The sequence below is a fragment of the Eubacterium album genome (genome assembly GCF_025336545.1).
In the GTDB taxonomy this organism is placed as follows: Bacteria; Bacillota; Clostridia; order Lachnospirales; family Lachnospiraceae; genus Eubacterium_U; species Eubacterium_U album.
The window spans coordinates 209,879-230,880 of sequence record NZ_JAODBU010000003.1; the positions used below are offsets into that span (position 1 = coordinate 209,879).

Genomic DNA, 21,002 nt, shown 5'->3' on the forward strand with positions numbered 1-21,002 from the left:
TGAAAATTTCGAAATTCCATAGCATAAATATAAAAGAATAATAAACTAAAAAAGGATTGATTCTATAATTTATATAGGTCCAATCCTTTTTTGTTATACAATTATCTTCTTCTGGCATATTTGCCTTTTTTCTTATTAGGATTAATCTTCTTTTGTTTTTTCTGAGTACATTCGCCAAAGAAATAAATAATTTTTCGCCCATTTTCTTTATAGTGTTCCTTCACGAACAAAAAGTATATGAAGAAAATTACTCCAATTATCATTATGTTAGGATTCTTATTCATAAACCAAAACATTAGCAATAAAGATACAATGGACAAAATAACAACAATATTAAAAATTGCTGACATAAAAGTAAAACCTTTTATAAAACATAAACCATCCTTTTCGATAATCTTACCAGTGAAAACATTGTTGATTGATGTAATAAAATCCTTTTGTTCATTGCCACTTATGTAATAAGTGCATAATTTTTTCTTTTCTTCATCATAAGAAACATGAACACCTGGTTCTTTACCTTCAAATGTCTCAATAGACCAATATCCGAAAGGCTCTTCGTCATTATAATGTTCTGCTTTTTTTAGTCGGTTTACCAAAGTGTTTAAGGGCATATTAGCCTCGAGATTTACGTATCGCATAAAATCACCTCATATCATTTAGTAACAGGTCGGTGAAGAATTATTAAATAAATAACACTTCGCCAAAACTTAATAAAGATTATAACATATTAAAGATGTCATGGTCAAAAAGTTTAAGCTCACATAAGTTTGATTATGAGTGAGTGAAAGAACTTTTGCCCCTGGCATCAAATTAAATTACAAGATAGCAAATTATACTTCAAAATATAACACGAAAAAAATGAGAACAAAATGAAAAAGATTTTCAAATTCGTTGACTAAAACAAAAAATAAGAGTAAAATGAAAAAGATTTTCAAATTGGATGATAATATAATGTACCAAATATATATATTTTCTGAAAGGCAGGAATATAAAATGAGTGGAAATAAAAATTATAAAACTAAACAGCAAAGTGCCATTATGGATTGTATAAAGACAAATGCTAATGGTTATGTAACAGTTAACGATATATGGAATTACTTAAAAGAACATAATTACTCAGTTGGACAGACTACAATATACAGACATTTAGATAAAATGGAAGAGGCAGGAATTGTAACAAGATTAAAAGTAGAAGGACAGGCAGGAGCATGCTATAAATATTTGAATCCTCAAGAAAAGATTGAAGATGGATTTTACATAAAATGCGAAGAATGCGGGGAGGTTACAAGAATGGAATGCCATCATTTAGAAGAAATATACAGACATATTGGTGATGACCATAATTTCAGAATAAATCCTAAAAAGACTGTATTTTATGGAAAATGTGAAAAATGTCAAAAGTCAGATAAATAGAGTTATATAAAAAACCGGAAGGCAGAAAGAATTATTGAATCTAATAAAAAAGCCGGAAAGCAGGTAAGCAGATTAATGAAAATGAAAAAAATATTAACAATTATCTTATCTATAATTGTGGTAGTATCGTTTAACGGATGTAAAGCTACACAGAATACAGAACCACAGGATGATGCAAGAATAAAGATAGTAACTACATTATTTCCATATTATGATTTTGTAAGAGCAGTTACAAAAGGAGTAGATGGAATTTCGATTACAATGACGGTTGCACCGGGACAGGACAGCCACTCGTTTGAGCCGACACCGAAAGACATAATAAAAATTGAAAATGCAGATTTGTTTATATATAACGGAGGCACTTTAGAAACATGGGTTGACTCTGTTTTAGGGGCATTGTCAAATGATGAACAGGTTATGCGAATGATGGACTATGTTGATGTTATGGAAGAAGAAACGGTAGAAGGAATGGATTTGAGATATGAGCATTCCCATGACCATAGTGAAGAAATGCATAGTCATAGTGAAGAAAGTGAGCATTCATATGACGAAGAAAGTGAACATTCACATGACGAAGAAAGTGAACATTCACATGATGACAAGGAATATGATGAGCATATTTGGACATCACCTGTAAATGCAATGAAGATGGTTGGGTATATATGTGATGAAATGATAAAGATTGACCCTGAAAATGCAGAAATATATAAAGCAAATGCGGATGAATATATAGGAAAAATACAAAACATTGATACACAGATAAGGAAAATTGTAAATAAGATGGACAAAAAAGAAATTATATTTGCAGACAAATTTCCATTATTATATTTTGCAAAAGAATATGGATTAAGTTATTATGCAGCATTTCCGGGATGTGCCGAAGACACAGAGCCAAGTGCAAGAACAATAGCGTTTCTTATAGACAAAATAAACGAAGATAAAATTAATAAGGTTTACTATTTGGAATTAAGCAGTAAGGCAGTGGCAAATACAATATGCGAAGACACAGGAGCAAAGGCATATGAGTTTAACAGTTGTCATAATATAACGGAAAAACAGTTTCAAAGTGGAGTTACTTATGTAGACCTGATGACAAAAAATCTTGAAGTATTAAAAAAATAGAGAGCAGGGATTGATATGATATTTGAATGTGAAAACGTAACGTTAGGTTATGAGAATAAAATAGTTATATCGAATTTATCATTTACAATTGATAAAGGAGATTATGTGTGTATTGTAGGTGAAAATGGAACAGGAAAAAGTACATTAGTAAAAACAATTCTTGGCCTTATAAAACCTCTTGAAGGAAAAATGAATTTAAAAGAAGGAAAGATTGGTTATCTTCCGCAGCAGACAATGATACAGAAGGATTTCCCGGCAAGTGTATGGGAAGTTGTATTATCCGGAAACTTAAATAATAAAAGAAAAATTCCATTTTACACAAAAGCAGACCGACAGGAAGCAATGAAAAATATGGAAAAACTTGGGATAACTAATTTAAAAAAGACATGTTACGGAGAACTTTCAGGAGGACAACAGCAAAGAGTACTTTTAGCTAGAGCATTATGTGCAATGAGCAATGTACTTATTTTAGATGAACCTGTTACAGGACTTGATCCTACAGCAACAAAGGAAATGTATGAATTAATAAAAGAATTAAATGTGAAAGACAATGTTACGATAATTATGGTAACACATGATATTGAAAATGCAGTAAATTATGCTAATAAAATATTGCATTTAGGACGAAAGAAATATTTTTACGGAACTGTAGAAGAATATGAAAAATCAAATACATCAGATGCTTTTTTAGGAGGTAATGAATAATGTCAGTAATTATAGAAATGATGTCATATCCATTTATGCAAAGGGCATTTATAGGTGGATTATTAGTGGCATTATGTGCTGCACTTTTAGGAGTGAGTCTTGTATTAAAGAGATATTCAATGATTGGAGACGGATTATCTCATGTATCATTTGGGGCACTTTCAATTGCGGTAGCATGCGGATTTGCACCAATAAAATTTTCAATACCTGTAGTAATTATTGCAGCCTTCTTTCTTCTTAGAATGGCTGAAAATGGAAAAATGCACAGTGATGCGGCAATTGCAGTTGTTTCAGCGTCAGCACTTGCAATTGGTGTAATTGTTACAAGTCTTACAACAGGTTTAAGCACAGATGTATACAGTTATATGTTCGGAAGTGTTCTTGCAATGTCAAAAGATGATGTGGAAATGAGTGTAATACTTTCGATTATAGTATTAATAGTATTTGTATTTTGTTATCACAAAATATTTGCAGTTACATTTGATGAAAATTTTTCAAAAGCATCAGGAGTTAAAGTTAATTCTTATAATACATTGATTTCTATCTTTACAGCAGTTACAGTAGTAATAGGTGTAAAAATGATGGGAGCGATGCTTATTTCAAGCTTAATAATATTTCCTTCCCTTACATCAATGAGAGTATATAAAAGTTTTTTAAGTGTAACAATATGTTCAGCTGTAATAGCGATGATTAATTTTATTGCAGGACTTATTGTATCATATGTATTATCAATACCGGCAGGTGCAAGTGTAGTAGTGGCAAATTTAATTATGTTTGTTGCGTTCATTATTGTTGGAAATATATTAAATGTAATTCGATTGAGAAAATATAGTAAATAAAATAGAAAAGAAAGGAAAGGACGAGCTATGGATATTCAGGTATTTTTAAATGGGTTAGATAAATTATTTGCAAAAAAGGCGATAGATGAGGTGGAGCCATTTTTAAATGAAAGTATGGAAAATGCAAAAAAAGAAAATGACAAATCAGCTCAGTTTACCATATTAAATGAAATGATGGGATTCTTCAGAGATACAAGTCAGTATGACAAGTCTATAAAAGCCTGTAATCAGTGCCTTTCTTTAATGAAAGAAATGAATATTGAAGGAACGGTTGATTATGCTACTTCTTTGCAAAATATAGCAAATGCCCATCGTGCTGCAGGTAAACTTGAACAGTCACTTATGTTTTACAATGAGGCAATGAAAATTTATGAGAAAAATATTGAACCAAATGATTTTAGAATGGCAAGCATAAATAACAATATAGCCCTTCTATATCAGGAAATGGGAGATTATGTAAATGCAGTAGCGCATTTGAAAATGGCATTGTGTATTATTGAACAACTAAGTGATTCCAGAATAGAGGTGGCAGTTACCCATTCTAATCTTGGAGCATCTTTGGTTCAGTTAGGAAGAATTGATGAAGCTGTAAAACATTTGAATAAAGCATTAGCACTTTTTAGACAGGATGAGGTAAAAGATTTTCATTACAGTGCCGCTTTATCAGCGATGGCATCATTAAAAGCTCAGATAGGAGAATATGAAGCAGCAGCTAAATTGTATGAGGAAGCCTTAGATGAGATAAGAATTAATATGGGCAAAGGAACTGCATATAAAATAACAGAAGGTAATTTACGACAGATTTACAGTATTTTAGGAGTTCATACAAATTTAGATTCAGATAAAATAGAAAATGGAGTTGAATTAAGCAGAAAATTTTATGAGACATATGGAGAACCGATGATTCACGAAAAATTTTCTGATTACGAAAATAAAATCGCAGTAGGTCTTGTTGGTGAGGGCTCGGAGAGGTTTGGATTTGATGATAAATATTCAAGAGACCATGATTTTGGTGCAGGATTTTGTATGTGGGTTAGCACATCTACATATGATGCAATAGGCAAAGAATTAGAAGAAGAATATGAAAAAATAATTTCTGAACATGAAGAAGAATTTATGAAAAAATACGGATTCTTAAATGAAAATGAAAAATCATATAAAACACCAACAGCTGATGGAAGATGTGGCGTATCAAAAATAGGTGATTTTTATGAAAAATATACGGGATATAAGTTACCACCAAAGACTGTAGGCGAATGGATAGAAATTGATGATTACAAATTAGCGACAGTAACTAATGGAGCTATATTTAAGGATAATGAAGATAAGTTCTCAACAATAAGAAGTGAGTTCGCAAACATTCCGGAAACAGTAAGAAGAGTTAAAATTTCAAGAGAATTAGCAGCAATGGCACAGACGGGTCAGAGCAATTACGAAAGGGCAATGGCAAGAAAAGATTTTGTTACTGCGAATATTTGTATTTCAGAATTTATGCAACATACAATGAAAATTGTTTATTTGCTTAACAGAAAATATGCTCCATATTACAAATGGATGCTTAAGGGAATGAAAGAACTGGAAATTTTGCCGGAGGTATCTGCGGTATTAAAGGCTTTAGCTGACTTGCCTGACCAAAGAGAAAACTGGGAAGATTATTCATATTCAAGTCGTGATAAGAACGAAAATGATATGAAAGTTGCAGCAATTGAAATAATCAGCAAGATGATAATAGAACAGCTAATTAAACAAAATATTATCGAAGAAGGCAGTTGCACAACAACATTTTTAAATGATTATTCAAGAATAATTATGGAGAATCTGACTTTGAAAAATAAAGAAAACGCATTTGACAGGGAAAAAGTAATAGATAAAATTATAGATTTGGAGTTTGAAGCATTTGATAAAGTACAAAATGTAGGTGGAAGAGCGGAATGTCAAAACAATTTTCCAATGTTTTACATTATGCGTAAAAGCCAGTATTTGACATGGACAGATGAAATGCTTTCATGCATACTTGAACTGTGGACGGAAAACAGGGAAAAAGGACTGAATATGATTACGGAAAAATATGCAAGGATGATGGAAAGCACTTCACCTGATGAATATGCTGAATTTGCAGATAAGCTTCCTAAAAAAACAGAGAAGACAAGAAAAATTGTGGATGAAATCGCAAAAATTCAGGTTGATTGGATGGAAGAGTTTTCAAAAGAATATCCAAAACTTGCAAATAATGCAAGAGACATAACCAGCGATTCTGATAATTTATATAACACATCTTATGAAACATATTTAAAAGGTGAGTTGTTGACATATTCAGAAAAATTATTAAAATTGTATGGGCAGTTTGTAATTAATCTTGCAAAAGAAGGCAAAAATCTTGCGGAAATGACAATAAAAAATACAGCTTTACTGTCAGGTTACAAATCGTTAGATGAAGCAGAGAAAAACAATTAGTATAAGGAATAAAAGTATGAGTTTTTTACCGGTATCAAAACAGGATATGATAGACAGAGGAATAGAGCAGTTAGACTTTGTCTATGTAATAGGGGATGCGTATGTTGACCATCCTTCATTTGGACACGCAATAATAAGCAGGGTTTTAGAATCTCACGGATATACAGTTGGAATTATTTCACAACCGGACTGGAAAGACGACAATAGTATTAACATATTAGGAGAACCAAGACTGGGATTTTTAGTAATGGGCGGAAATATGGATTCTATGGTTAATCATTATTATGTATCTAAAAAGCATAGAACAATGGATGCATATACGCCGGGTGGTGAAATCGGAAAAAGACCGGACCATGCAACGGTAGTATATTGTAATCTTATACGTCACACATATAAAAATAAGCCAATTATAATAGGCGGAATTGAAGCATCTTTAAGAAGAATGGCTCATTATGATTATTGGAGTAATAGTTTTAAAAGATCAATTTTGTTAGATAGTCAGGCGAATCTTATATCATATGGAATGGGTGAAAAATCTATTGTTCAGATAGCTGATGCCTTAGATAGTGGCTTAGACGTAAATGACATTACTTTTATACCGGGAACAGTATATAAGACAAAGAATTTAGATTCAGTATATGAACCGATTATTCTTCCAACTTATGAAGATATGAAAAATGACAAATTAGAATATGCTAAGAGCTTTAAAATTCAGTCAGAGAATACAGATCCATTTAATGGTAAAACTTTAGTAGAAGAATATCCGAATGGAAATTTTGTAGTGCAGAACCCACCACAGGAACCACTAACTCAGCAGGAAATGGATGATGTGTATGATTTGCCTTATATGAGAACTTATCATCCGATGTATGAAGGAATGGGTGGAATTCCGGCAATTCAGGAAATACAGTTTTCGCTTATAAGTTGTAGAGGATGTTTTGGCGGATGTAGCTTTTGCGCACTTACATTTCATCAGGGAAGAATTATACAGACAAGAAGTCATGAATCAATTATAAATGAAGCACAAAAAATAATTGAGATGCCAAACTTTAAAGGATATATACATGATGTAGGAGGACCTACAGCAAATTTCAGACATCCGTCATGTAAAAAACAGTTAAAATGTGGCGTATGTAAAAATAAGCAGTGTCTTTTCCCGGAACCTTGTAAGAATTTAAATGTAGACCATAAAGATTATTTGTCACTTCTTAGAAAATTAAGAAGTCTGCCAAAAGTAAAGAAAGTATTTGTACGTTCAGGAATAAGATTTGACTATCTTATTGCAGATAAGGATGATACGTTTTTTAAGGAATTGGTAGATTATCATATTAGTGGACAGCTTAAGGTTGCACCTGAGCATATTTCAGATAAAGTATTACAGAAAATGGGTAAGCCAAAGAATGCTGTCTATGAAAAATTTATAGATAAATATAAGAAATTAAATAAAGCTGCAGGAAAAGATCAGTTCGTAGTCCCTTATCTTATGAGCTCTCATCCCGGTTCAGATATGAAAGAGGCAGTAAAACTTGCAGAATATTTAAGAGATATAAATTATAATCCACAACAGGTTCAGGATTTTTATCCAACACCGTCAACAATGTCAACAGTAATGTATTACACAGGAGTTGACCCTAGAACAATGGAACCGGTGTATGTGCCTAAAAATCCACATGAAAAAGCAATGCAAAGAGCATTAATGCAATATAGAAATCCTGCTAACTATGAATTGGTAAAGGAAGCGTTGCAAATAGCAGGCAGAGAAGATTTAATTGGATTTGGACCGGAATGTCTTATCAGACCAAGACAATTTTCTAAGGAAAAACAGATGTATGGTAAGAATGGTGCAAATAAAAATAAAAGACAAAATAGTGGAAAGAATGATAAGGGTACAAATAGCAGAAATTTAAGAAACAAAAAAGGTGAAAAACAAAATAATAACAGCTCAAATGGTAAAAATACTAATAGGGATAAAATAAAGAAATTAGATAAAAGTAATAAAAAATCATTACAAAACAGTAGAAAATCACCAAAAAAAATAAAAAACGCACTAAAAAGTAAAAAAAATGTAAATAAAAGTAATAAAAAACAATAAAAAAGGTGGCTTGTTTAATGAATTTTTAGTATACTATAGTTTCGAGTAATATATAAAAAGATGCATGATATTAGTATCATCATCTGATATTATAGCTTTGCTATAAAAAATAAGAACAGGAGATAAAACATGGAAAAAAAGAATGAGTTTAAACCATTTATTCCTGCAGACAAAATTGTGCCTGAATTTACAGTGACATCTGTTATTCTTGGTGTTATTTTAGCAGTAATCTTTGGTGGAGCAAATGCCTACTTAGGACTCAGAGTAGGTATGACAGTATCAGCTTCGATTCCTGCAGCCGTTATTTCAATGGGTGTTATAAGAGTTATCATGAGAAAAGACTCTATCCTTGAAAATAATATTGTTCAGACAATAGGTTCAGCAGGTGAATCGTTAGCAGCCGGAGCAATTTTTACTATTCCGGCAATTTTTATCTGGGCATCAGAAGAAGGAAGTGGAATAAGTGAACCATCATTTATTACAATAGCCCTAATAGCACTTTGCGGAGGTATACTCGGCGTGTTATTTATGGTTCCGCTTCGTACAGCCTTAATAGTTGAAGAACATGGAGTTCTCCCATATCCTGAAGGAACAGCTTGTGCAGAGGTTCTTTTAGCAGGAGAAGAAGGTGGAAGGAAGTCAAAAGTAGTATTTTCAGGACTTGGAATTGCAGCATTATACAAATTTGTAGCTGATGGGTTAAAATTATTCCCAAGTGAAGTTGATTTTTCAATGCAGGGAAGTTACACATGTGGCATAGGTATGGATGTACTCCCGGCTTTATCAGGTGTTGGTTATATCTGTGGTATAAAGATTTCAAGTTATATGTTTGCAGGTGGTGTATTATCATATCTTGCATTAATACCGGCTATAGCATATTTTGGTGGAGACGCAGCCTCAAAGGTTGTCGACGATGCCGGAAAAGCAATTGCATTTAATCAGTTAGCACCGGGACAGATTTGGAGTAATTACATCAGATATATCGGTGCAGGTGCAGTAGCAGCAGGTGGTTTAATAAGCTTAATTAAGTCATTACCTACAATGGTTAAAACATTTAGTCGTGCAGTTAAAGGATTTGGTAAAAAAGGTGAAGCAGGAGATAGAACTCAGAGAGACATTCCAATGTCAGCAGTTCTTGGCGGAATCGTTGTTATAGCAGTAGCTATATGGTTACTTCCTGAAATACCGGTATCATTTGTAGGAGCAATTATTATTGTTGTATTTGGTTTCTTCTTTGCAACAGTATCATCTAGAATGGTTGGTATCGTAGGAAGTAGTAACAATCCTGTATCAGGTATGGCAATCGCTACATTAATTGTTACAACAGCTATCTTAAAAGCAACAGGAAGTACTGGTGCAAGTGGTATGGTAGCAGCAATCTCAATTGGAACAGTTATTTGTATCATAGCAGCAATGGCAGGTGATACATCTCAGGATTTAAAAACTGGATATATCGTAGGAGCAACTCCTGCAAAACAGCAGATTGGTGAATTAATTGGTGCTGTAGTATCAGCAATTGCCATTGGTGGTGTTATGTATCTTTTAAATGCAGCATGGGGATTTGGCTCAGAACAGATTCCTGCTCCACAGGCAACTTTAATGAAAATGGTAGTAGAAGGAGTTATGGGGGGAACATTACCTTGGGTATTAATATTTATGGGTGTGTTTATCGCAATAGTTGTTGAAATTCTTGGAATTCCTGTATTAGCATTTTCAATTGGTTTATATTTGCCAATTCATTTAAGTGCACCTATTATGGTTGGTGGTGTGATTAAATGGCTTATGGAAAATAAGAGAAAATATGCAAATGACAAAGAAAGAAAAGATTCAGTTGACACAGGCGTATTATATGCAGCAGGTATGATTGCAGGTGAAGGTATAATAGGTATTCTTCTTGCAGTTTTAGCGGTTGTAGGATTGGACAGTGTAATTGATTTATCATCAGTATATGGAGATGCTTTCCAGTCAGCAGGTAACTGGGTTGGATTAGTAGCATTTGTATTATTACTTTCAACATTATTTATCTTCACAAGACCAAAAAATGCAGTTGAAGTTGATGCAAAATTAGATAAATAAATTAGAAGCAAATTTAGAACAATAAAGCAAGGCACTGCTACAGAAAATGTGGTAGTGCCTTAAATAGTTAATAATTGGAGCGGCTATGAAGAAAGAAAATTATATTGATAATATTCCTAAAATAAATAAAAAATGGGAAATATTAGAAGATGGAATAGTTGAAGTTACAATAGAAAATAAAGGATTTTATAATACGTTGGCTCAGAAGTTATTTAAAAAGCCAAGATACAGTTTTATAAAATTAGATGAGTATGGAAGTTGTGTGTGGAAACAGATTGATGGTAAAAAAACAATATATGAAATTGGAAAAATATTAGAAAAAGAACATAAAAAAGCAGGAGCTCAGTTGTATGAAAGACTTGCTAAATATTTTAAAATTTTAGAAACAAATAAATATGTCGTATTTGTAAATGAGGAAGATAAATGAAATTAGTAACGGTAATTGTAGGAGTTTTATTATTTGCACTGGCTACAATGATTATTTATGGTTGGGGAATAGTAAAACAGAAAAATGAGTCACAGGATTTAATGAATCTTTTATTTAGCAAAGGTGAAAGTAAAGTAAAAAAATACTTAAAAAATCATGAGTACATTACAATAACAGATGTTGAAAAGTTAAGCGAAAATTTAGAAGCAAAACAGATATTTTCACCTAATAAAATAGTTGTAAAAGATAAGAAAGATTATGCAAAACAGCTTATGAATTATATGGTAAAAACAGGTCAGGTTGAAACAGAAGGAAACAGATATAAAAAGATAGGAAAACATTAAGACTTTGTGCTTATGTTATAATATGATGTTGGGGGCAAAAGCCCTTGACTTTGATGCCTATGTATTGTTAAAAATGTTAATGAAAAGCAGTTGAATTTGTGAAAATGTTAATAATATTAAAAATATCTCGAAATACTTTAAATTGTATTTTGTAATAGCATATTTTATATGGTATACTAAAGTATAAAAGTAAAAATACACGAATTAAGTGCTATATATGTACAGAGGAGGGTGTATCAATGGGATACGAAGAGTTGCAGGTGCGATGGATGTATTCAAAATTACCTGAAACTAAAGCAGAAGTTTTGAAACCACTATTACCACCTGAAAGTATATTACTAAACGTTGTTCTACAAAGAGGACGTTGGGACGAGTATGGTATATTGATGACAATAGATGCGACCTGTAAGGGAACCGCAGGATATCATGCAGCTTCGTTTTTTAAAGATTTTATTGTTATAACTGATGCCGGCATGAATCAGGAAAGAACTTTTGGTACAGGAAAGGTAAGAGGAATTATTCCTTATATAACTATAGAGAGATATGAAATTGCAAGTAATCAGATAAGTGAAGATTATACTGAATACTTTCTTGTTTTTTATATGAAAGACAAGAGAGAAAAGTTTTCATTCAGATTATTTGAAAAGAGAAAATATGATGATAACTTTAATTATCCATGGGAATTTACACCAAAAATGAACGGACGTGATATTAATTTCTATGACAAGGTAATGAAAGAAGTAATGGCAGACCCAATAGATTATGAAAGCAGGGCACATCTACTTTTGAAAGTAATGGGAATGCGTGAAGAAGGATTTACAAGAAAGTTCTTCGAACAGGAAATGGGTAAGTCGGAAGAGGAATTTTGGAAATCAGTTATGAAATTCCTTCAGGCTGAAAAAGAGGCCGGAAATAAAGAATTTGGAAATATTTATGATGAATACTCTAAGATAAGGGATGAGTCACAGAATTCAATTATAGAATTTAACAGAAGTATTAAGGAAAATCATCTTAGAGTAAAGAATATTGAAGAAGAAATGAGCAGACTTCAGGCAGAAATTCAGAATCTTGGAAGATTTTCTAAGAATATGAAGAATGAGAAACTTAAGCAATTAAGTGTAGACATGCAGATGATGCCTGAAATTACAAGAGAAAACGATGAGTTAAAGAGACAGATTGCAGAACTTAATGATAAAATTTATTCTGTAAGAAAGACTAAGCTTATTCAGGTATTTGAAACATTAGCTGCTGACGATGGAAATGACAAGGTTATTAATTGTGTATCAAATCTTATAAAAGCAACAGGAAAGATTTCTATTGAAGATTTGATATTTATAATAGACATGCTTGATTGGAAACATTATCCGCCAACAGAAACTGAGGCAAGAGCAGAGCTTACACCGCTTATTGCACAGGGCAAAGCAGTATATGAAAATGGTATTGTATATGATAAGTCAAGCATTGATGAATCATTACTTGAAGAAATTGAAGCAAGAAAAGATGAAATAGCTCAGGAAACATTTGACAGTTGTAGAGATAAGATTTATGACACAATATGTGCGCAGGTTATTAAGAGCAGAGTTGTAAGACGTCAGGCAATGGAAGATATGCTTAACCGTGAAATGATGGGCTCAATAGAATGTTTATCTGAGAAGTTTAATCAGGAAATTATTGATATGCTTATCAATAATGGCGTAATGAAAGATATGAATAAAATTTTTGTTGCATTAAAATAGCAACTGGAAAGAAGGCATATAAATGGACATTAAAACATTACAAAAAGACATGATTGCAGCTATGAAGAACAAAGACAAACCAAGAAAAGAATCAATTTCAGCACTTATTCAGGCTGTAAAGAAAATGGCTATTGATGAAGGATGCCGAGATGACATTCCAACAGAAATGGTTGACAGAGTAATTTTAAAGGAAATGAAAACTGTAAAAGAGCAGATTGATTCATGTCCGGCAGACAGAACAGATTTAAAAGATGAATATCAGGCAAGATACGATGTGTTTAGTGAATACGCTCCACAGCTTATGTCAGCAGAAGAAGTTGAAGCAATCTTAAAAGAAAAATTTGCAGATGTTCTTGCTACAAAGAATAAAGGTATGATTATGAAAACAGTTATGCCTGAATTTAAAGGTAAGGCAGATGGTAAGGTGATTAACCAGACGGTAGCAAAGCTTTGCCAGTAGATTAAATCTTAAAATAAATATAAAAAAATAAAAGCATCACAAATATGACAATTGATTAGTCGGATTTGTGATGCTTTTATTTTTTATGGTGTTGAGTTATTGCTGTTCGGGATATCGAAGTTGTAAAAGGTCTCAATGCGCTTACCAAAAATCTGGAGACCTGCAAAAACGATAACGGCTACTAATATTAACAGTAGTCCATATTCAACAAGACCTTGTCCATCTTCATCAAAAATAAAGTCTAGAATATTATTCATGTTAAAACCCCTTTTCTATTGAAAATTTACCTAATACTATAATATAATAACGTTTCATTTTTTACAATAAATATAGTGAATAAAAATGTATTTATTGATGTTTTATGCTAAAATTAGTAGAATATTTAAGAGATAAAATATAGCAAAATAGAAGGATTAAATGCAATGAAAAATAATGTGTCTATCAAAGATATTGCGAAAATGGCAGGGGTATCAATTGCAACGGTATCGAGAGTAATTAATAAAAGTGGAAAAGTGGCAAAGGAAACGGAAGAAAAGATTCTTCAAATTATGAAAGAAAATAATTATGTTCCAAATTTGTTGGCAAAAGGAATGCGAACTAATAAGGTTACGACCATAGGTATTGTTATACCTGATATTTCAAATGAGTTTTTCAGCAAGATAGCAAAACAAATTCAGACGTTATTTTTTAATAAAGGTTATGCATCAATTATATGTAATACAAGTGAAGATGATAAAATAGAAAAGCAATGTATAGAAATGCTTCAGGCACAGCAGGTAGGAGGCATTATCCATATTGTTTCAGAAAAAGCAAATAAAGAAAACAAAATATTAATTCCTACAGTATATTTAGATAGAGAGCCCAAATTTAGTAATAAAAGAAAAGATATGGCGATAATAGAAAGTGATAACTTATCAGGTGGATATATAGCAACAGATGCAATGATAAAGAAAGGATGTAAAAATATAATTTGCTTAAGCCCTAAAGACGTTGTTTCTACTCATAAAAAAAGATGTCAGGGCTATGCATATGCAATGAATGAGAACGGATTAAATCTAAAGATTATAATTGTAGATAATGTGTCTTTAGAAGAAGGATATAATAAAACAAAAGAATATATAAAGAATAATAAAATAGATGGGATTTTTGCAACTACAGATATTATAGCAATAGGAGCTATAAAAGCTATAAAAGAAGCAGGATTTAAAATACCGGAAAATGTAAAAGTATTTGGATATGATGCAAGCAATATGTCGGAAGTGATAGAAACACCATTGTCAACAATTGTTCAGCCAATTGAAGAGATGACATTGGCAGCAGTAGAAATGTTGGAAAAAAATATGAATGGAGAGAAGATAAAAGAAAACAGATTGATACTTCCGGTGAAAATAAAAGAAAGATAAGTACAGGTTAGATATTATTTTTAATAAAAATATGGTAAAAAAGAACACGTTATAAATAAAAAATAGAATTAAAACGATTTTAATAAAAAAGGAGTTAATGTTTAGCTCCTTTTACTTGACAAGAAAAATGTAAACGTTTACACTAATGATAACATAAGAAAAAAATTTATACAAAATGTAAACGCTTACATAAGATAAGAACTTAAAAATAAAAAGGTAATATGAAAAGCAATTCAAGAAAATATTTAAAGTTAATTGAATTGCAGAGTGCAGAAAGGAGAATACAATGGAAAAGTTATTATGTCCATCAATGATGTGCGCAAATTATGGAAATTTAAGTGAAGAGGTAGAAAAGTTAGAGAAGGCAGGAGCAGATATATTTCATATAGATATAATGGATGGACAGTTTGTTCCTAATTTTGGAATGGGACTTCAGGATGTGGAGTTTATATGCAAAAAAGCAACGATACCTGTAGATGCCCATTTAATGATTGAAAATCCCGGAAGTTATGTTGAAAAATTTGCAAAAATGGGAATAAAAATTATTTATATTCATCCAGAATCAGATGTTCATCCGACAAGAACATTACAGTCCATTATAGATGCAGGAGCGACACCAGGGATAGCAATAAATCCGGGAACGGCAGTAGCAACGATTAAGCCATTATTGCCATTTGTAAAATATGTAATGGTAATGAGTGTAAATCCGGGATTTGCAGGACAAAAATATATCAGCTCTGTTGATGAAAAAATTAAGGAATTAATTGAATTAAAAGAAAAATATGGATATGAAGTAATGTTAGATGGAGCATGTTCTCCGGAAAGAGTAGAAACATTATCTAAGATGGGTGTAAAAGGATTTATACTTGGAACATCAGCTTTATTTGGAAAGGGAAAACCATATAAAGAACTTTTAGATGGATTAAGAGCATTATAGAATATGCGAAATTTGCATGACATCATATAGATGAAAAGAAAACGTATTAAGTTTATTTGGCAAAATGACACAGATAATTGATTGCCTGGTAGAGTGGTTAATGTGTATTAATAGGAGAAAACAAAATGAGTGTAATAGGAATAGATATCGGAGGAACAAATATCCGAATAGGTCATGATTGTAATGGTAAACTCAAGGATTTTGTTAAAATATCCACTAAGGAAAATTTAAAAGAAGGAAAAATAGTAGAGTGTTTAGCTAATATAATAAAAAAATATATAGGTGAATATTGCAAGGATGAAGAGATACAGCAGATAGCAATAGGTATACCTGCAACTTTGAGTGCTGATCGAAAAGAAATTTTGCAGGTTCCCAATATAAAAGGAATGAATAACATAAGACTGGGAGAGGAATTGGAGAAAGTTCTTGGAATTAAAGTGGCACTGGAGAGAGATGTTCATATGCTTTATTTTTGGGATAAATATGAGCAAAAAATTGCAGATGATGGAATTGGAATAGGAATATATATTGGTACAGGAGTTGGAAATGCAATATTCATAAATGGTAAACCTCTTGCAGGAAAAGATGGAGCAGCGGGCGAATTGGGACATATACCAATGATTGGAGGAAAAGAACAGTGCGGATGTGGAAATCTTGGATGCTCTGAATGTTATGCTTCAGGATGGAAACTTGTACAAATTAAAGATAAATGTTTTCCTGAAACAACTATGAATGAATTATTTGTAAAACATAGCAATAGTCATATATTACGTGAGTATGTAGATGCCATAGCTTGTGTGGCTTGCAGTGAAATAAATATATTAAATCCGGATTCCATAATATTTGGTGGTGGTGTAATTAATATGAAAGGGTTCCCAAAAGAACTTTTGGAAGAAAGATTGTATGTTCATGCAAGAAAACCATATCCGGCAGAGAATCTGGATATTAAATATTCTGTAGATAAACCTGATAATGGAGTAAAGGGTGCAATAATTTTTGCAAAAACTTTAATATAATTTCAAAAATATTCAAATTGTTGAAAAGAGAAATTAGAAATATTCTAGTTTCTCTTTTTTTACTGTAAAATTAGTCTAAACTAACTTAAGAATATTTGGTAATAATTTCTAAAAAGAAAAAGGATGCTAAATTTAAATGAAAGAAAATGAAACGTTTTTAATTAGAAAAAATTGTGCATAATGCACATAATATCGAGCCAATAATTGTAATAATAGTTGAAAATGATGAAAGATATTGACAAAAAAAGGCAAAAGACATACAATTATGACAAGAGATGAAAATAAATGAAAACAAATGACATAAAAATAAAGAAAGGATGAGCATATGAATTACGCAGGAAGATTTAATTCTTTTATTTTAAAAGGTCAAAATGTATTTGATGCAATTAAAGCGTATCATGAAATGGATGGAATTACTCATTTAGAGTTTAACTATCCGGAACATTTTGAAGGATATGATTTAGAAGAAATTAAAAAAGCAATGGGTGATTTAAAGGTAAACGGTTTAGCAGTTCGTTGGAGAAATGATTTTACAAACGGTGATTTAACTAATCCTGATCCAGAGCTTAGAGAAAGAGCAATAAGGTATTGCAAAGAGGCAACAGATATTTGTAGAGAACTTGGAGGAACCTACATTACATTATGGTTGGAAAACGATGGTTTTGATTATGCGTTTCAGGTTGATTACGAAGAAGCATGGAAACAGATGATAGATGCATTCAGAGAAATAGCAGACTATGGACCGGATATGAAGTACAGCATAGAATATAAACCGTTTGAACCGAGAAACTTCTCAATGGTTGACAGTACAGGAATGACATTACTTCTTATTAAAGAAATTGATAAACCAAATGTTGGATGTACATTAGATTTTTGCCATATGTTAATGAAGAGAGACTCCCCGGCATATGGACTTGCACTTGCAGCAAGTATGGGAAAACTTTACGGATTGCATATGAATGACGGATATTCACAGATGGACAGCGGAATGATATTTGGTTCAGTTAATATAGCTCATGCAGCAGAATTTATATATTACTTAAAGAAATATAATTATCAGGGAGTTGTATTCTTTGATACATTCCCAATAAGAGAAAATGCAAAACTTGAAACACAAGCAAATATTAATTCATTCGAAAAGATTTCTAAGATAGTAGATGAAATCGGAATGGACAGAATAGCCAAAGTAGTATCTAAACGTGACGGAGTTGAGGCACAACGCCTTGTTCTGGACATGTTAAAATAAGGAAAATTAAAGCATAAGAAAAGGAGAAAATGCAAATGAGAAAGAAAATTTTAGCAACAGCATTAGTTGCAACAATGGTATTTGGTTTAGTAGGATGCGGAAGTGGCTCAGGAGATAGCAGCCAGGCATCAAACAGTGGTTCAGGTTCTTCAGCAAAAACACAGACAGAAGAATTTAACCCGGACACAGTTGAAGATAGTATGACAATCGAAGAAATTCGTCAGAACTTAGGAGATGAAGTTAAGGTTAAAGGTGGACTTCAGTTAGGAGCTATCGCAAAATCATTCTCAAATGAATTTTGGCGTAACTTCAAGAATGGTTATGAAGCAGCAGAAAAATCACTTAAAGATGCAGGAGTTGATGTTAAAATCAAAGTAGACGGAACAACAGATGAAAGTGATGAAATCGGACAGCAGACAATGACAGATAACTTAGTTAACCAGGGATATAACGCATTAATGTTAAGCCCAATTTCAGATTCAAACTTAACATCATCAGTTGACAATGCTAAGACAAAGAAGATTCCTACAATCAACGTAAATGACGGTTTAATTTCAGCAGCAGATTATTTCGTAGGACCTGATGCTTACCAGAATGGTGAATTGGCAGCTGAATGGGTTTCAAAACAGCTTGGTGACAAAGGCGAAGTTGCTATCGTAGTAGGTATGGCAAAGGCATTTGCAGCTCGTGAAAGAACAGCAGGATTCAAAGGATGGATTAAGGACAATAACTCAGGACTTAAAGTAGTAGCAGAACAGAATGCTGACTGGGATAGACAGAAAGCAAAAGAATTAGCAAGCACATGGATTCAGCAGAACCCTGACTTAAAGGCAATCTTCTGTAACAACGATGATATGGCTTTAGGTGTTGTTGAAGCAGTAGAAGAAGCAAAAGCAGACATCTTAGTAGTAGGTGTTGACGGTATCGGCGAAGCTTATGATTCAATTAGAGAAGGCAAGTTAGATGCAACAGTTGACTCATTTGGATACTATATGTCACAGGTTGCTACAGAAGTAACATTACGTGTATTAGCAGGACAGGATATTCCAAGAGTAACACATACACCACAGGCTCTTATTGATTCAACAAACGTAGACAAAGACGCAGCTGAAATCATTGGATGGACAGATGCTAAATATGTAACTGAATAGTAAAAAATAAAAAGGAACAGTTAGGTTTAGATAATGGGAGAAAGTGAGAACTTTCTCCCATCTATAAAGAAGGAGGAACTATTATGGCGAAGGCTGTTGAATTTGTTAATATTAACAAACGCTTTCCAGGAGTACACGTCCTTAAAGATATATCTTTTTCAGTAGAAGAAGGAGAAGTTCACGCACTATTAGGTGAAAATGGAGCAGGAAAATCAACTCTGCTTAATATTCTTCATGGTGTTTATCCGGAATATGAAGGTGAAGTAAGACTTCATGGAGAAAAAGTAAGCTTTAAAGACACAAATGATGCTATTGTAAATGGCAAAATATCTAAAGTTCATCAGGAAACACTTGTAGTAAAGGATCTTACAGTTGGTCAAAATGTAACAATGGGTTATGAACCTAAAAAAGGAATTTTTATAGATTTCAAAAAAATGAATAAAGAAGTAGATGAAATATTGGCAGAATTAAATTGTAACTTCAAATCATCTGATTTAGTTAGTACATTGACAGCAGGTGAAATGCAGATGTTAGCAATAGCAAGAGCGTTGTATCATCATTCAACGATTATTTCTCTTGATGAGCCAACAGCATCTATTACATTAAAAGAAACAGAAGCCCTTTTCGATGTAGTTAGAAAATTGAAAAAACAGGGTGTTACAATTCTTTATGTAAGCCATAGACTGGAAGAAATTTTCCAGATTTGCGACAGGGCTTCCATTCTTAGAGATGGTGAATACATTCAGACAATGGATATTGCAAACACAACAAGAGATGAACTTATACATGCAATGGTTGGTAGAAATGTATCAGCAGTTGCATCAAGACTTAAACCAAGTCCAAAAACTGATGAAGTTGTATTGAGTGTAGAACATTTAACAAATGAAAATTATAACGATGTTAGTTTTGAACTCCATAAAGGTGAAATTCTTGGTTTCTTTGGCCTGGTAGGTGCAGGAAGAACAGAAGTAATGAGAACCATTATAGGAGCGGATCAAAAAACATCCGGAAAGATTATCCTTAAAGGAAAAGAAGTAAAGAATGGCTGGAATACTACAAAAGCGTTGAAGGCCGGAATAGGATTATTACCTGAAGATAGAAAAACACAAGGATTTATGAATCTTTCTAACAACTATGAAAATATAGCAATTTCAAGTTTGGAAAAATATATGAAAGGTCCGTTTACGGATGAAAAGAAGAAAATAAAAAATGCAGAACGCTTTTTTGAAGAAATGGATGTACATCCAAGAAGAGTTGATTATCTGACAAGTAACATGTCAGGTGGAAATCAGCAGAAAGTAATTTTAGCAAGATGGATGGCTACAGATGTAGATATAATCATATTTGATGAACCTACAAAAGGTGTAGACGTAGGTGCTAAAGCAGAAATTTACAGATTGATGGAAGAACTTGTTGAAGAAGGTAAGAGTATAATCGTAGTTTCTTCAGAGTTACCGGAAGCAATGGGTATTAGCGACAGAATCATCGTAATGAGTGAAGGAAAAGTAACAGCTGAACTTACAAGTAAGGTTGATTTTGTAGAAGATTCAATTCTTGATTTGGCAATTGGAGGTAATTAGA

General features: G+C 32.4%; 18 protein-coding genes. 17 read left to right on the forward strand and 1 reads right to left on the reverse strand.

The window, feature by feature from the left end; translation table 11 throughout:
* Positions 1-101 precede the first annotated feature (101 nt).
* Positions 102-638, reverse strand: a complete 537-nt coding sequence (locus N5B56_RS03525) for a hypothetical protein (protein WP_117908662.1) — start codon at positions 636-638, stop codon at positions 102-104.
* 355 nt (positions 639-993) lie between these two features.
* Between N5B56_RS03525 and N5B56_RS03530 the strand changes: the two genes are divergently transcribed.
* The 17 genes from N5B56_RS03530 (at position 994) to N5B56_RS03610 (ending at position 21,001) form a co-directional block, all read left to right on the forward strand.
* Positions 994-1,413, forward strand: coding sequence for a Fur family transcriptional regulator (locus N5B56_RS03530; RefSeq protein WP_022089696.1), 420 nt, complete (start codon positions 994-996; stop codon positions 1,411-1,413).
* An 81-nt stretch (positions 1,414-1,494) separates the two neighbouring features.
* A complete protein-coding gene (locus tag N5B56_RS03535) occupies positions 1,495-2,535 on the forward strand; it encodes a metal ABC transporter substrate-binding protein (protein WP_260978400.1) in 1,041 nt (346 codons plus the stop codon).
* Between the two features lie 9 nt (positions 2,536-2,544).
* Complete coding sequence (locus N5B56_RS03540) at positions 2,545-3,240, forward strand: metal ABC transporter ATP-binding protein (protein WP_117908668.1); 696 nt, start codon at positions 2,545-2,547, stop codon at positions 3,238-3,240.
* Entirely contained in the window at positions 3,240-4,079 is an 840-nt protein-coding gene (locus N5B56_RS03545) for a metal ABC transporter permease (RefSeq protein WP_178515310.1), read from the forward strand. Before N5B56_RS03540 ends, N5B56_RS03545 begins: the two co-directional genes overlap by 1 nt.
* A 27-nt stretch (positions 4,080-4,106) precedes the next feature.
* Entirely contained in the window at positions 4,107-6,533 is a 2,427-nt protein-coding gene (locus N5B56_RS03550; protein WP_260978401.1) for a DUF4125 family protein, read from the forward strand.
* A 16-nt stretch (positions 6,534-6,549) separates the two neighbouring features.
* Positions 6,550-8,625 (forward strand): YgiQ family radical SAM protein, encoded by a 2,076-nt coding sequence (locus N5B56_RS03555; RefSeq protein WP_260978402.1) that lies wholly within the window; start codon positions 6,550-6,552, stop codon positions 8,623-8,625.
* A 129-nt stretch (positions 8,626-8,754) separates the two neighbouring features.
* A complete protein-coding gene (locus N5B56_RS03560) occupies positions 8,755-10,701 on the forward strand; it encodes an OPT family oligopeptide transporter (RefSeq protein WP_117908677.1) in 1,947 nt (648 codons plus the stop codon).
* Between the two features lie 85 nt (positions 10,702-10,786).
* Entirely contained in the window at positions 10,787-11,128 is a 342-nt protein-coding gene (locus tag N5B56_RS03565; protein ID WP_022089703.1) for a PqqD family protein, read from the forward strand.
* The gene (locus N5B56_RS03570) at positions 11,125-11,472 is read left to right on the forward strand and encodes a hypothetical protein (RefSeq protein ID WP_118565373.1); all 348 of its coding nucleotides are present in this window, start codon (positions 11,125-11,127) and stop codon (positions 11,470-11,472) included. Before N5B56_RS03565 ends, N5B56_RS03570 begins: the two co-directional genes overlap by 4 nt.
* A gap of 239 nt (positions 11,473-11,711) precedes the next feature.
* Positions 11,712-13,208, forward strand: coding sequence for a coiled-coil domain-containing protein (locus tag N5B56_RS03575; protein WP_117908683.1), 1,497 nt, complete (start codon positions 11,712-11,714; stop codon positions 13,206-13,208).
* A gap of 22 nt (positions 13,209-13,230) precedes the next feature.
* Positions 13,231-13,668, forward strand: a complete 438-nt coding sequence (locus N5B56_RS03580; RefSeq protein ID WP_117908685.1) for a GatB/YqeY domain-containing protein — start codon at positions 13,231-13,233, stop codon at positions 13,666-13,668.
* 422 nt (positions 13,669-14,090) lie between these two features.
* Positions 14,091-15,071: a LacI family DNA-binding transcriptional regulator gene (locus N5B56_RS03585; RefSeq protein ID WP_260978403.1), complete on the forward strand. Its 981-nt coding sequence runs from the start codon at positions 14,091-14,093 to the stop codon at positions 15,069-15,071.
* A gap of 286 nt (positions 15,072-15,357) precedes the next feature.
* Positions 15,358-16,008 (forward strand): ribulose-phosphate 3-epimerase, encoded by a 651-nt coding sequence (locus N5B56_RS03590; protein WP_022089709.1) that lies wholly within the window; start codon positions 15,358-15,360, stop codon positions 16,006-16,008.
* Between the two features lie 125 nt (positions 16,009-16,133).
* Positions 16,134-17,024, forward strand: a complete 891-nt coding sequence (gene alsK / locus N5B56_RS03595) for an allose kinase (RefSeq protein ID WP_117908691.1) — start codon at positions 16,134-16,136, stop codon at positions 17,022-17,024.
* A 325-nt stretch (positions 17,025-17,349) separates the two neighbouring features.
* Positions 17,350-18,270: a sugar phosphate isomerase/epimerase family protein gene (locus N5B56_RS03600; protein WP_117908692.1), complete on the forward strand. Its 921-nt coding sequence runs from the start codon at positions 17,350-17,352 to the stop codon at positions 18,268-18,270.
* 35 nt (positions 18,271-18,305) lie between these two features.
* The gene (locus N5B56_RS03605) at positions 18,306-19,421 is read left to right on the forward strand and encodes a sugar ABC transporter substrate-binding protein (protein WP_117908694.1); all 1,116 of its coding nucleotides are present in this window, start codon (positions 18,306-18,308) and stop codon (positions 19,419-19,421) included.
* An 83-nt stretch (positions 19,422-19,504) separates the two neighbouring features.
* Positions 19,505-21,001 carry a sugar ABC transporter ATP-binding protein gene (locus tag N5B56_RS03610; protein WP_117908696.1) on the forward strand — a complete coding sequence of 499 codons (1,497 nt, stop codon included), beginning with the start codon at positions 19,505-19,507 and terminating at the stop codon, positions 20,999-21,001.
* Position 21,002: the final 1 nt, after the last annotated feature.

Bases quoted from the DNA above. Each gene is read 5' to 3' on its own strand.
- N5B56_RS03545 (WP_178515310.1), top strand. From the start codon at position 3,240: ATGTCAGTAATTATAGAAATGATGTCATATCCATTTATGCAAAGGGCA.
- N5B56_RS03550 (WP_260978401.1), top strand. From the start codon at position 4,107: ATGGATATTCAGGTATTTTTAAATGGGTTAGATAAATTATTTGCAAAA.
- N5B56_RS03560 (WP_117908677.1), top strand. From the start codon at position 8,755: ATGGAAAAAAAGAATGAGTTTAAACCATTTATTCCTGCAGACAAAATT.
- N5B56_RS03605 (WP_117908694.1), top strand. From the start codon at position 18,306: ATGAGAAAGAAAATTTTAGCAACAGCATTAGTTGCAACAATGGTATTT.
- N5B56_RS03610 (WP_117908696.1), top strand. From the start codon at position 19,505: ATGGCGAAGGCTGTTGAATTTGTTAATATTAACAAACGCTTTCCAGGA.
- N5B56_RS03580 (WP_117908685.1), top strand. From the start codon at position 13,231: ATGGACATTAAAACATTACAAAAAGACATGATTGCAGCTATGAAGAAC.
- N5B56_RS03525 (WP_117908662.1), bottom strand. From the start codon at position 638: ATGCGATACGTAAATCTCGAGGCTAATATGCCCTTAAACACTTTGGTA.
- N5B56_RS03590 (WP_022089709.1), top strand. From the start codon at position 15,358: ATGGAAAAGTTATTATGTCCATCAATGATGTGCGCAAATTATGGAAAT.
- N5B56_RS03530 (WP_022089696.1), top strand. From the start codon at position 994: ATGAGTGGAAATAAAAATTATAAAACTAAACAGCAAAGTGCCATTATG.
- N5B56_RS03565 (WP_022089703.1), top strand. From the start codon at position 10,787: ATGAAGAAAGAAAATTATATTGATAATATTCCTAAAATAAATAAAAAA.
- N5B56_RS03535 (WP_260978400.1), top strand. From the start codon at position 1,495: ATGAAAAAAATATTAACAATTATCTTATCTATAATTGTGGTAGTATCG.
- alsK (WP_117908691.1), top strand. From the start codon at position 16,134: ATGAGTGTAATAGGAATAGATATCGGAGGAACAAATATCCGAATAGGT.
- N5B56_RS03570 (WP_118565373.1), top strand. From the start codon at position 11,125: ATGAAATTAGTAACGGTAATTGTAGGAGTTTTATTATTTGCACTGGCT.
- N5B56_RS03555 (WP_260978402.1), top strand. From the start codon at position 6,550: ATGAGTTTTTTACCGGTATCAAAACAGGATATGATAGACAGAGGAATA.
- N5B56_RS03600 (WP_117908692.1), top strand. From the start codon at position 17,350: ATGAATTACGCAGGAAGATTTAATTCTTTTATTTTAAAAGGTCAAAAT.
- N5B56_RS03585 (WP_260978403.1), top strand. From the start codon at position 14,091: ATGAAAAATAATGTGTCTATCAAAGATATTGCGAAAATGGCAGGGGTA.
- N5B56_RS03575 (WP_117908683.1), top strand. From the start codon at position 11,712: ATGGGATACGAAGAGTTGCAGGTGCGATGGATGTATTCAAAATTACCT.